The sequence below is a fragment of the Desulfocurvus sp. genome, assembly GCF_023230885.1.
Taxonomy (GTDB): Bacteria; Desulfobacterota; Desulfovibrionia; order Desulfovibrionales; family Desulfovibrionaceae; genus Desulfocurvus.
The window spans coordinates 1-12,386 of the sequence record NZ_JALNWM010000093.1 but is presented as its reverse complement, the minus strand read 5'-3'; the positions used below and the strand labels follow the sequence as shown (position 1 = coordinate 12,386).

Annotated in this window: 11 protein-coding genes; all 11 read left to right on the top strand. The window is 69.1% G+C overall.

Annotated elements, in window-relative coordinates; all coding sequences use genetic code 11:
• The first annotated feature begins 290 nt into the window (after window positions 1-290).
• Entirely contained in the window at window positions 291-893 is a 603-nt protein-coding gene (locus M0P34_RS08260; RefSeq protein ID WP_291498328.1) for a TetR/AcrR family transcriptional regulator, read from the top strand.
• Window positions 893-3,016: a SulP family inorganic anion transporter gene (locus tag M0P34_RS08255; RefSeq protein WP_291498326.1), complete on the top strand. Its 2,124-nt coding sequence runs from the start codon at window positions 893-895 to the stop codon at window positions 3,014-3,016. The genes M0P34_RS08260 and M0P34_RS08255 overlap by 1 nt, the downstream gene beginning before the upstream one ends.
• Window positions 3,017-3,026: 10 nt before the next feature.
• Window positions 3,027-4,241: a response regulator gene (locus tag M0P34_RS08250; RefSeq protein ID WP_291498324.1), complete on the top strand. Its 1,215-nt coding sequence runs from the start codon at window positions 3,027-3,029 to the stop codon at window positions 4,239-4,241.
• 24 nt (window positions 4,242-4,265) lie between these two features.
• The gene (locus M0P34_RS08245; protein WP_291498321.1) at window positions 4,266-6,005 is read left to right on the top strand and encodes a PAS domain-containing sensor histidine kinase; all 1,740 of its coding nucleotides are present in this window, start codon (window positions 4,266-4,268) and stop codon (window positions 6,003-6,005) included.
• Window positions 5,990-6,370: a response regulator gene (locus M0P34_RS08240; protein WP_291498320.1), complete on the top strand. Its 381-nt coding sequence runs from the start codon at window positions 5,990-5,992 to the stop codon at window positions 6,368-6,370. Before M0P34_RS08245 ends, M0P34_RS08240 begins: the two co-directional genes overlap by 16 nt.
• Window positions 6,367-7,014 carry a histidine kinase dimerization/phospho-acceptor domain-containing protein gene (locus M0P34_RS08235; protein WP_291498318.1) on the top strand — a complete coding sequence of 216 codons (648 nt, stop codon included), beginning with the start codon at window positions 6,367-6,369 and terminating at the stop codon, window positions 7,012-7,014. The genes M0P34_RS08240 and M0P34_RS08235 overlap by 4 nt, the downstream gene beginning before the upstream one ends.
• Before the next feature lie 24 nt (window positions 7,015-7,038).
• Window positions 7,039-7,467: a response regulator gene (locus tag M0P34_RS08230; protein ID WP_291498316.1), complete on the top strand. Its 429-nt coding sequence runs from the start codon at window positions 7,039-7,041 to the stop codon at window positions 7,465-7,467.
• A gap of 185 nt (window positions 7,468-7,652) precedes the next feature.
• Window positions 7,653-8,099, top strand: coding sequence for a universal stress protein (locus M0P34_RS08225; protein ID WP_291498314.1), 447 nt, complete (start codon window positions 7,653-7,655; stop codon window positions 8,097-8,099).
• Between the two features lie 76 nt (window positions 8,100-8,175).
• Window positions 8,176-9,225 carry an iron-containing alcohol dehydrogenase family protein gene (locus M0P34_RS08220; protein WP_291498312.1) on the top strand — a complete coding sequence of 350 codons (1,050 nt, stop codon included), beginning with the start codon at window positions 8,176-8,178 and terminating at the stop codon, window positions 9,223-9,225.
• Between the two features lie 102 nt (window positions 9,226-9,327).
• Window positions 9,328-11,103: a sigma 54-interacting transcriptional regulator gene (locus tag M0P34_RS08215; RefSeq protein ID WP_291498309.1), complete on the top strand. Its 1,776-nt coding sequence runs from the start codon at window positions 9,328-9,330 to the stop codon at window positions 11,101-11,103.
• Between the two features lie 240 nt (window positions 11,104-11,343).
• On the top strand, window positions 11,344-12,386 hold a 1,043-nt coding region (locus M0P34_RS08210; RefSeq protein WP_291498308.1), incomplete at its 3' end, for a diaminopropionate ammonia-lyase.

Sequence of the window (12,386 nt, the reverse complement as noted above, 5' to 3'; positions counted from 1 at the left end):
CCTTGCACACGCATCCGCCCCCTGCTTGTGCGAAGGTGGGGCCCGCCCCGCCGTGCCGTGCGGCTTCGCGCCCCCGGTCCGTGCGCGGAGTGGGGCACAGGGAGGGATACTCGTGCTGAGTGAACACTCGGTTTTTTGGGGGCTCGGTGTGCGCGGGGCTCGCTTTTTATTTCAATATGCCGAATAATAAGAATATATTTTTTGAGCAGTGTGTCTTGACACAAACCCGTCACCCCGGATAAAGGAATGAAACGCTACTGAGTGATTACTCAGTAGCAAAGGGAGAGCCGATGACGAAGAAAGAGAAGATCCTCTACGCGGCGCTGCGGCTGTTCGCCAACAAGGGCTTCGCCGACACGAGCACCGCCGAGCTGGCCAAGGCCATCGGCGTGGCCGAGAGCACCATCTTCTACCATTTCGGGAGCAAGGAGGACCTGCTGCTGGAGGTCCTGCGCGAGGTGCGCCGCGAGGTGCTGCGCCATTTCGAGGAGCACGAGCGTGTCCAGGCCTATTCCTGCGGGCTGGAGAAGGTCGAGGGGCTGCTCGGCTTCTACCTCTACCTCTCCGGCGTCATGGAGGACGCCTTCCTGCTCCTGCATCGGCACTATCCCTACATGCTGGCCCGGGAGAACGAGGTCTGCCGCGAGCAGCTCGAAGCGATCTACAACTGCTTCATCGAGCTGTTCGAGCAGGCCGTGGCCCTGGGCCGGGCCGACGGCTCAGTGGCCGACGTCCGCCAGCGCAAGGTGGCCATGGTGCTGTTCACCATGGTCGACGGCCTGGCCAGGTTCAAGACCTACAATCTCTATGACGCGGGCGCGCTGTTCGACGAGATGATCGCCTCGGTGCGCAAGATCCTGACCCAACCCCTTTCCCCAAGGACGGACGTGTGATGCTCACCAGAATTTTTCCCTTCCTCGCCTGGTTTCGAGGATATGGGGTCGAGAAGCTGAAACTCGACGCCGTGGCCGGGGTCACCGTGGCCCTGGTGCTCATCCCCCAGAGCATGGCCTATGCCCAGCTGGCCGGGCTGCCGCCGTATTACGGGCTGTACGCCTCCTTCCTGCCCCCGGTCCTGGCCTCGCTGTTCGGCTCCAGCCGCCAGCTGGCCACCGGTCCGGTGGCCGTGGTGTCGCTCATGACCGCCGCCAGCCTGGAACCCCTGGCCACGGCGGGCAGCGAGGCATACATCGCCTACGCCGTGATCCTGGCGCTGCTGGTGGGCCTGTTCCAGCTTTCCCTGGGCATCCTGCGCCTGGGCCTGGTGGTCAACTTCCTGTCCCACCCGGTGGTCAACGGCTTCACCAACGCCGCGGCCATCATCATCGCCTCCAGCCAGCTTTCCAAGATGTTCGGCGTGACGGTGGACAGCGCCGAGCACCATTACGAGACCATCGTCCGCGTGGTCCAGGCCGCCATGCACTACACCCATTGGCCCACCCTGGCCCTGGGCGCCCTGGCCTTCGCCGTCATGTTCTTCCTGCGCCGGATCAACCCCCGGATTCCCAACGTCCTGGTGGCCGTGGCGCTGACCACGGTCATCTCCTGGGCCGTGGGCTTCCAGCATGACGCCCGCGTCGCCCTGGACGCCGTGCGCAGCCCCGGGGCCCGCCAGGCCGTGGAGGCCTTCAACGAGGCCACCGTGCGCATCGCCGACCTCTCGGCCCGGCGCACGGAGCTGTCCCAGGCCCTGGCCCAGGCCCGGGAGAACCACGATTTCGACGCCGCCAACGACGCCGAGCACGACCTGTTGAAGGTCAACCACGACATCGCCCTGGCGCGCGATGTGGCCCACGAGCAGCGCGAGGCCCTGCGGGCCATGCTCTTCGCCGGGGTGCAGGAGGGCGGCCGGCTGCTGCTTTTCCCGCGCGGGGATGTGCCCGCCGGGGCCCAGGCCGACGGCCGCACCTGGCGGCTCAAGGTCGGCAACAAGCCCCTGGACGTGGCCGGGCTGACGGCCGTGGGCGGCGGCGCCGTGGTCGGGAGCATTCCCAAGGGCCTGCCCGCCTTCGCCATGCCCGGCCTCGACCTCGGCGCGGTGGCCCATCTGCTGTCCTACGCGGCCATCATTTCCCTCCTCGGCTTCATGGAGGCCATCTCCATCGCCAAGGCCATGGCCGCCAAGACCGGCCAGCGGCTGGACCCCAACCAGGAACTCATCGGCCAGGGCCTGGCCAACATCCTGGGCGCCCTGACCCGCAGCTATCCCACCTCGGGCTCGTTTTCGCGCTCGGCGGTGAACCTCCAGGCCGGAGCGGTCACGGGGCTGTCCAGCGTGTTCACCAGCGTCATGGTCGTGCTGGTGCTGCTGTTCTTCACCCCGCTGCTCTACCACCTGCCCCAGTCGGTGCTGGCGGCGGTGATCATGATGGCCGTCATCGGGCTGATCAACGCCTCGGGCTTCATCCACGCCTGGCGGGCCCAGCGTTACGACGGCATCATCTCGATCATCTCCTTCGCGGCGACCCTGGCCTTCGCCCCGCACCTGGACAAGGGCATCATGGTCGGCGTGGTTCTGTCCCTGGGCGTGTTCCTCTACAAGAGCATGCGGCCCCGGGTGCGCTCCCTGGCCCTGGCCGAGGACTCCGCCCTGCGCTGCGCCAGGGAGTACTCGCTCATGGAGTGCGACTATGTGGACGTGATCCGCTTCGACGGCCCGCTGTTCTTCGCCAACGCGAGCTTTCTGGAGGACCAGATCACCGCGCGCATGGCCCAGAAGAAGAACCTGCGGCATATCGTGCTTGTGGCCAACGGCATCAACGACATGGACGCCTCGGGCGAGGAGACCCTGTCCCTGCTCATCGCCCGCTGCCGCCAGGCGGGGGTGGACGTGTCCCTGTCCGGGGTCAACGAGGCGGTGATGGAGGTCCTGCGGCGCACCCACCTGCTGGAGAAGATCGGCCAGGACCATATTTTCCCGTCCACGGAAATCGCCCTGCGCGCCGTGCACCAGGGCGCCCACGCCGACTCCGGCGAGAAGCGCTGCCCTTTGACCTCCGTGTGCTACAACATTTAAGGAGAAGCCCATGTCCGTCATCAGCATCATGAGCGGAACGTTTTGCGGCAAGGACGAGGTTGTCGAGCGCCTGCGGAGCGCCACCGGCTACACGGTGGTCGACGACGCGGCCATCGTCGACAGCGCCCAGGCCCTGTCGGGGCTTTCGCGCGACAAGATCGCCCGGGCGCTCACGGCCAGGACCTCGGTCTTCAACAAGTTCAATCGCGAGAAGGAGCGCGCCGTGGCCTGGCTGCGGCTGGCCACGGCCAAGGCCCTCCAGGACGACGGCTTGCTTCTGGACGGGTTCGCCGGGCTGCTGGTGCCCGGCACGGTGACCCACGCCCTGCGCGTATGCCTCATCGCCGACATCCGTCACCGCCTGGACGCCGCCCTGGCCCAGGGCGTGACGGAGAAGGACGCCCTGCGGACCATCCGCCAGTCCGACGAGGATTGCGCGGCCTGGGTGGACGCCGTGTTCCATAACAAGGACCCCTGGAGCGCGGGGCTCTACGACATCCTCATCCCCATGAACGACGTGGACCCCGCCGGGGCCGCCGGGCTGGTGCTGGAAAACCTGGGCAAGGAGGCCGTGCGCACCACCGACGCCTCGCGCCAGGCGGTGGAGGACTTCGCCCTGGCCGCGCGCGTGGGGGTGCACCTGGTGGGCGAGGGCCACGACGTGGCCGTGGACGCCCGGGGCGGCACGGCGATCCTGACCATCAACAAGAACGTGATGCTGCTGTCGCGCCTGGAGGAGGAGCTGCGCGCCGAGGCCGGGCGCGTGCCGGGGGTCGCGGCGGTGGAGGTCCGCGTGGGCAGCGGGTTCTACCAGACCGACATCTACCGCAAGGTGGACTTCGAGATGCCCTCCAAGGTCCTGCTGGTGGACGACGAGCGCGAGTTCGTGCAGACCCTGTCCGAGCGGCTGTCCCTGCGCGACGTGGGCTCGCATGTGGTCTACGACGGCGAATCCGCCCTGGACATGGTCGGCAGCGACGAGCCCGAGGTCATGATCCTGGACCTCAAGATGCCCGGCATCGACGGCATCGAGGTGCTGCGCCGCGTCAAGCGCGAAAGCCCCGGCATCGAGGTCATCATCCTCACCGGGCACGGCTCCGCCCAGGACCGCGACACCTGCATGAGCCTTGGCGCCTTCGCCTACCTGCAAAAGCCCGTGGACATCGAGGTGCTGAGCCGCACCCTGCGCGAGGCCCACGAAAAGATCCGCAACCGGGCCCGCTAGGCCCGCGCCGGAACGGAAACGGACATGCCCCTTCGCGACTTCATAGCGCCGCGCTTCTGGCTGCACCCCAGGGATTCGGCCCCCGAGCGCAGCCTGTTCAACTACCGCCGCGCCTGGGCCCTGGCCATCGTGCTCACGGCCCTGACGGCCCTGGTGCCGCTGACGGCCATGACGCTCATCGACTACCAGGTCACGCGCAGCGCCGTGGAGGCCGAGGTGCGCCTGCGCACCTCGCGCATCGTGTCCAACGCCCGGCGGGCCGTGTCCTTCTACCTGGAGGAGCGCGCCAGCGTCCTGTCCTTCGTGCTCCAGGACCGCAGCCCCGAGTCCCTGCGCGACCCCGTGGTCCTGGGGGAGCTGCTGGACAACCTCAAGCGCAGCCACGGCGGCTTCGTGGACCTCGGGGTCATCGACTCCGGCGGCGTGCAGCGGGCCTATGTGGGGCCCTACAGCCTGCTTGGCCGCGACTACAGCGACCAGGGCTGGTTCGACCACGTCGTGTCCGAGGGCAGCTATGTGAGCGACGTGTTCCTGGGCTTTCGCAACGTGCCGCACCTGGTCATCGCCGTGCGCCAGGACCTGCCGGGCGGGGGGTTCTTCGTACTGCGCGCCACCCTGGACACCGACCGCTTCAACAACCTCGCGGGCCTGGACCTGCTGGCGGGCGGCGACTCGTTCATCATCAACGCCGAGGGCGTGCTCCAGACCCCCTCGCGCCACCACGGCGCCGTGCTCGACGTGGTCAACCTGCCCGTGCCGCCCTACTCGGAATACACCGAGATCATGGCCTTCGACGAGGGCGAGCGGGAGCTGACCATCGGCTACGCCTATGTGCCCAACTCCCCGTTCATCCTGCTGGTGGTCAAGTCGCGCGACGAGCTGATGGCCTCATGGTACGACAACCGCTTCCAGATGGTCTGGCTCCTGGCGGCCAGCGTCGTGGTCATCCTGCTGGTGGTCACGGCGGTGGCGACCTTCCTGGTCAACCTCGTGTTCCAGGCCGACCGCAACCGTTTCGTGGCCCTGCACCACGCCGAGCACGCCAACAAGATGGCCTCCATCGGGCGGCTGGCCGCCGGCGTGGCCCACGAGATCAACAACCCCCTGGCCGTCATCGGCGAGAAGTCCGGGCTGCTCAAGGACCTGCTGACCTACCGCAGCGACGACCTGGACCCCGCGCGCCTGCGGGGCCTGGCCGAGGAGATCGCCAGCTCCGTTGAGCGTTGCGGCAATATAACCAAGCACCTGCTGGGCTTCGCGCGGCACATCAACGTCCGCGTGGAGCGGATCAACGTGGAGCGGGTGATCGAGGAGGTCTTGTCCTTCCTGCGCAAGGAGGCCGAATACCGCAGCGTGGGCATCGCCGTGAACGTGGCCCCGGGCCTGCCGGAATTCGAGTGCGACCGGGGCAAGCTGCAACAGATCCTGCTCAACCTGGTCAACAACGCCTTCCAGGCCGTGGCCGACCACGGGCATGTGGAGATCGCCGCCGACAGCCCCGACAGCGGCCACCTGCGCATCCTGGTGCGCGACGACGGCTGCGGCATCCGCCCCGAGGACCAGAAGCGCATCTTCGAGCCCTTCTATTCCACCAAGTGCGGCAGCGGCGGCACGGGCCTGGGCCTGTCCATCACCTACGGGCTCGTGCGCAAGCTCGGCGGGGTCATCGAGGTGGAGAGCCGGGTCGGCCAGGGCACGACCTTCACCATAACCCTGCCCGCCGAATGCGGGCGGGAGGAAGGGGAATCATGCGAGTACTGCTAGTGGACGACGAGCACGAGCTGGTGTGCGCCCTGGCCGAGCGCCTGGGCTTCAGGGGCGTGCGGGCCGACTACGCCGTGTCCGCCGAACAGGCCCTGGAGCTTGCGCGCACCACGGCCTACGACATCGCCGTGCTGGACGTGAAGATGCCCGGCATGGGCGGCCTGGAGCTGCACCAGCGGCTGCGCGAGCTCCAGCCGGACCTGCCCGCCGTGTTCCTCACCGGCCACGGCTCGGAGCTGGACTTCGCCGCCGGGGCCGCCCGGGGCGAGGCTTACCTGGTCAAGCCCGTGGGCATCGAGGTGCTCCTGGAAACCTTCGCGCGCATAGCCGGGCCGTGGGACGGCCAGGGAGGGCGGCAGCCATGACCACGGACCTGGACTGGCGGACCCTTGGCCCTGCGGGCCTCGAATACTTCGGGCGCATGTGCGCCGGGGTGTCCCACGAACTCAAGAACTCCCTGGCGATGATCAACGAGAACGCCGGGCTGATGCAGGACCTCGCGGCCCTGGCCCAGCGGGGCCAGCCCCTGGAGCCGCAGCGGCTGGCCCAGGGCATGGAGCGCATCGCCCGGCATGTGGAGCGGGCCAACGCGGTGCTGGGCTCCCTGAACCGCTTCGCCCACCTGCCCGACGTGCCCAGGCGCCCGGTGGAGCTGCGCGAGGAGGTCGCCCTGGCCCTGGCCCTGCATCGCCGCCAGGCGGCCCAGGCCCAGGTGGAGCTGACCCTGGCCCCGGGCGGGGATGTTTCGCTGTCCACGCGGCCCTTCCTGCTGGCGGCGGCCCTGGACCTGTGCCTTGGCGCCCTGCTGGCGGCCGGGCCCGGGGCCGTGGCCGTGGCCGTGGCCCCGAGCGCCGCGGGCGGCGAAGTGGTGTTCGCCGGGGGGGCGCCGCAGGCGGCCCCGCCCCGCGGCCCCGAGGCGGATGCCCTGCTGGCGGCCCTGGGCGCGCAGTGCGTCCAGGATGGCGGCGCCCTGCGCCTGGCCCTGGCCCATCTGCCTGCAACATATTGACCTGAAAACAAAAGGAGGAGCGCCATGAGCAAGAAGGTGCTGCTTGTCGACGACGAGAAGGATTTCCTGGATGTTTTGTCCGAGCGCATGAAGGGCAGGGGGCTGGACGTGACCGCGTCCTCCGACCCCGGACAGGCCCTGGAGATGGCCCGCACGGCCCCGGTGGACGTGATCGTCCTGGACCTCAAGATGCCCGGCATGGACGGCATCGAATTCCTGCGGACCATCAAGCAGGCCCGCCCGGAGTTGCAGGTCATCCTGCTCACGGGCCACGCCTCGGTGGACAAGGGCATCCAGGCCGTGCGCCTGGGCGCCCTGGACGTGCTGGAGAAGCCCGCCAACTTCGGCACGCTCATGGAGCGCATCGAGCGCGCCAGTGCCAAGAAGCTGGTGCTGCTGGAAAAGCACGACCAGGAGAAGATCCAGGAGATCATCACCCAGCGCGGCTGGTAGACCGGCCGTCAGGCCGGGGGTTTCGGGGCGGGGGCGCGGCGTGGCCGGGCCCCCGCCCGCGTTTTGCGCCCCCGGGGGCGGCATTTCCCAGGTGACAGGACGGGCCGGGGGCCTTACCCTGGAGGCAACGCCGCGGGCGCCGGGCCCGGGGCAAGGACCGGGCCGTGCCCGGACGGAGAAAAAACATGAAGGACATCAAGAAGATACTGTGCGCCGTGGACTTTTCGGAAGCCACGGCCCGGGTGGCGGACTGGGCGGCATACCTGGGGCGGACCCTGGGCGCCGAGGTGCTGCTGCTGTATGTGGTGCCCGACATGGGGCGCTACAGCGACTTCCAGGTCTCGGCGGGCTACATCACGGGCTTCGAGCGCGAGATCATGAACGGCGCGCGGCTGAACATGGAGGACTGCCTGGACACCCTGGAGGGCCAGAACGTCCAGGGCCTGGTGGTCATGGGCGACCCGGCCCGGGAGATCCTCTCCGCCGTGACCGAGCACCGGGCGAACCTCGTGGTCATCGGCACCCACGGGCGCAAGGGGCTGGACCGCATCATCTTCGGCTCGGTGGCCGACCAGGTGGTCAAGACCTCCCCGGTGCCCGTGATCACCGTGCGCCCTTACGACAGGGCCTGATTCCCCGGGCGGGCCGTCCGGTCGCGGCCGCTGCGGCCCCGGCGAGCGGCGCGCCCCTTCCGCTGGCGGAGAGACCATGATCCAACCCCCGCGCATCACCGTTCCCGGCCTTGTGCGCATCAAGGGCGGCGCCCTGGCGCGCCTGGGGCTCTACCTGCGCCGGGAGGGCCACGGGCGGGTGGTGGTGGCGGCCAGCGCCGGGCTGCCCGGCGGAGTGCTGGACACCGTGCGCCAGGGCCTGGCCCGCGAGGGTGTCCAGGCCGTCCGGTGGGTGGAGGTCGAGAACAACGAGTTCGAGACCGCGGCGGCCCTGTTCGCCGAGCTGCCCGGCGGGGTGGGCGCCGTGGTCGGCCTGGGGGGCGGCAAGGCCCTGGACATCGCCAAATACCTGGCCTACCTGGCCCGGCGGCCCTATTTCGCCGCGCCCACGGCCCTGAGCCACGACGGGTTTTGCAGCCCCCAGGCCAGCCTGACCATCAAGGGCCGGCGGCGCTCCCTGGCCGCCGCCCTGCCCCACGGGGTGGTGGTCGACGTGGCAGTCTGCCTGGAGGCCCCGCGCATCCTGTGGCTTTCCGGGCTGGGCGACCTGGTGTCCAAGCTGTCGGCCGTGTTCGACTGGAAGCTGGCCTTCCACCACCGGGGCGAGCCCGTGGAGGACCTGGCGGCGCTGCTGTCCGACGCCACGGTGCACCAGTTCCTGGCCAACCCGGAGTTCACGCCCCAGGGCATGATCCACCTGGGCACGGCGCTGATGCTCAACGGCATCGCCATGGAAATCTGCGGGTCGTCGCGTCCGGCCAGCGGCAGCGAGCACCTCATCTCCCACGCCCTGGACGAGCTGGCCGCCCGGCCGCGCCTGCACGGGCTTCAGGTGGGCATGGCCACCTACGTCACCTGCCGCCTGCAAGGCCAGCGCGCCGACACGGTGGACCGGCTGTTCCAGACCACGGGCTTCTGGGACGCCATCCGCGCGGACCCCTTCGCGCGCGAGGACTGGCTGGCGGCCCTGGCCCTGGCTCCCTCGCTCAAGGAGGACTTCTTCACCGTCCTGTCCACGCGCGACTGCCTTCCGGAGTTCCGGGCCATGCTCGACGAGGACCCCCGCCTGGCGGGCTGCTTCGTCTAGCCGCAGGGCGGCGCGCACCCAGGCCGCATCCCGGTCGCGGCGCCCGCCGCCCGGACACAAGGAGAAGGGACCATCACCAGGAATACCGCCAAGCTGGCCGACATGCAGGCCTATGTGCAGACCTACGCCGACGTCATCTCCCACGTCACGGGCATCGACGTGGAGATCATGGACAGCGCCATGCTGCGCATCGCCGGAACGGGGGTGTACGCCCCCGGCGTGGGCAGCAGCATGGAGCAGGCCGGGGAGGTCTACAAGGAGGTCATGCTGGCCCACGAGACCATCCTCGTGGACTCGCCCCGCCACCACCGCGTCTGCTTCCGCTGCCCGGACCGGGACAACTGCCAGGAGCGCTGCTCCCTGGCCACGCCCATCGCCGACGGGGACACCCTGTACGGCGTCATCGGGCTGGTCTGCTTCAACGACGCGGACCGCAGGCGGGTGCTGGACAGCGTGGACAGCTACACGGCCTTCATCTCCTTTCTCGCCGACGCCCTGGCCCGCAAGGTGGAGGAGCAAAACCGCCTCGACCGCGTGAGCCGCTTCCTGGACCTCATGTTGCAGGTGGTGGACGTGCCGGGGCAGGGCATCATGCTTTTTGACGAAAACGGGCGGCTGACCTACTGCAACACCCCGGCCCGGGCGCTTTTCGGCCTGCCCGCCGACGCGCGCATGGACCTGGGGGCGGTGCAGTGCAGCGGCCAGGGGCTCTACGGGTTCGAGGAGTTCGAGGTCCGCGCCCCCGACGGGCGCAGGCATTCCCTCCAGGGGCGGCTCCAGAAGCTCGACGCCGGGCCCCACGCCAAGGCCACGCTGTTCGTGTTCGAGCTGCCCTCGCGGCTGGCGCAGTTCGTGGGCGACCTTTCGGCGGGCGGAACCCCCGCCGGGTTCGACAACCTCATCGGCCGCTCCCAGGCCATCGGCAAACTCAAGGACCGGGCCATGAAGGTGGCCGACTCCAACTCCACCGTGCTCATCACCGGCGAGTCGGGCACGGGCAAGGAGCTGCTGGCCCGGGCCATCCACCAGGCCAGCCCGCGCCGCGACTTTCCCTTCATCGCCATCAACTGCGGGAGCATTCCGGACACGCTGCTGGAAAGCGAGCTGTTCGGCTACGTCGGCGGCGCGTTCACCGGCGCCTCCAACAAGGGGCGCATGGGCAAGTTCGAGCTGGCCGGGGGCGGGGTGATCTTCCTGGACGAGATATCCTCCATTCCCCTGTACATGCAGGTGAAGCTGCTGCGGGTGCTCCAGGAGCGCGTGGTGGTGCGCCTGGGGTCCAACCGGCCCGTGCACGTGGATGTGCGCGTCATCGCCGCCACCAACGAGAACCTCCAGGACTGCATCCGCCGCAATGCCTTCCGCGAGGACCTCTACTACCGCCTGAACGTCATCCCCCTGGACATCCCGCCCCTGCGCGAGCGCGCGGGCGACGTGGCCATCCTGGCCGATTTCTTCCTGGACAAGTACTGCTCCCTGTTCCAGAAGCGCAAGCCGCGCCTGCGCGCCCCGCTGCTGCGCATGCTCGAGGGCTACGCCTGGCCCGGCAACGTGCGCGAGCTGGAGCACGTCATGGAATACGCCGTGAACATGATGCCCGAGAGCGGCGCCCTGGGCCTGGACTGCCTGCCCTCCCAGCTGCTGGAGAACATCCGGGAGGGCCGTGGCGACGGGGGCGCGCCCCCCGCCGCGCTCCGGGACGAGCCGCCCCCCGCCGCCCCGCCCGAGGTGGAGCCCCTGCGGGCGCTGGAGGAGCGCGCCATACGCGCCGCCCTGGACCGCTACGGGCGAAGCACCGAGGGCAAGAGGCAGGCCGCCCGCGCCCTGGGCCTGGGCCTGGCCACCCTCTATCGCAAGATGGCCGCCTTCTCACTTTGAGAAATACCCGTGCCGAGACTCCCGGAGATGCCTTCTCATATTGAGAAAATTCTCAATATGAGAAGGGTCTCCGCCTCCTCCTCTCCCGTTTCCCTTGTACATAACCTGCCGTCTTGGCAGGTTTTTTTATTTCCTGGGCGCCTTGGCCCCCTTCTTGCTGTACCAGGGGCACGGGCAGGGGAACCGGAGACCGCCGGTTCCGCAGGGTCCCGCCTTCAGCAACCTGTTACCTTCGGGGTCATGATGTCTATCTGGATGTACGCCAATCCCGCCCGCAAGGCCGTCGGCGAGGGCGCGGACCTTGCCGCCTTCTCCCCCGCCTGCGCCGGAGCCGTGCGCCGCTTCCATTCTTCGTTCAAGGAGTACAAGCCCACCGCCCTCACGCCGTTGCCGGGCCTGGCCGCGGAACTCGGCCTCAAGGACTTCCTGGTCAAGGACGAGTCCTCCCGCTACGGCCTCAAGGCCTTCAAGGTCCTGGGCGCTTCCTATGCCGTGGGCCGGTTCCTCGCCGCCCGGCTGGGCCGCGACATGTCGCAGGTCACGCGCGACGAGCTGTGCTCTCCCGAGGCCCGCGAGAAGATCGGGGATGTGACCTTCGTCACCACCACCGACGGCAACCACGGCCGGGGCCTGGCCTGGACGGCCCGGGAGCTGGGCTACAAGGCCATCGTCTTCATGCCCAAGGGCTCCACGTCCTCGCGCATGGAGAGCATCCGGGCCGAGGGCGCCAGCTGCACGGTCACCGAGCTGAACTACGACGAGGCCGTGCGCATGACCTGGGCCCTGGCCCAGGAAAAAGGCTATGTGATGGTCCAGGACACCGCCTGGGAGGGCTACACGGAAATCCCCACCTGGATTTCCCAGGGCTACATGACCCTGGCCCAGGAGGCCCTGGAGCAGATGCGGGCCACGGGAACCATGCCCACGCACTGCTTCCTCCAGGCCGGGGTGGGTTCCTTCGCCAGCGCCGTCGTCGGCCATCTCACCGCCGCCCTGGGCGCCGAGGCGCCCCGCTTCGTCATCGTCGAGCCCCACACGGCCAACTGCATCTATCGCTCCGCCGTGGCCGGGGACGGCAAGCCCCGCAACGTCACCGGCGACCTGCAAACCCTCATGGCCGGGCTGGCCTGCGGCGAGCCCAACACCGTGAGCTGGGGCGTGACGCCCTGGAAGGGCGCCTGGACATGCATGTGCGCGTCGATGAGCCCGGGCAGGACCCTGAGGCCCCCGGCGTCGATGACCTCGCGGCTTGGGGCCTACTCGCCCTCCTACGGCAAGCCCCT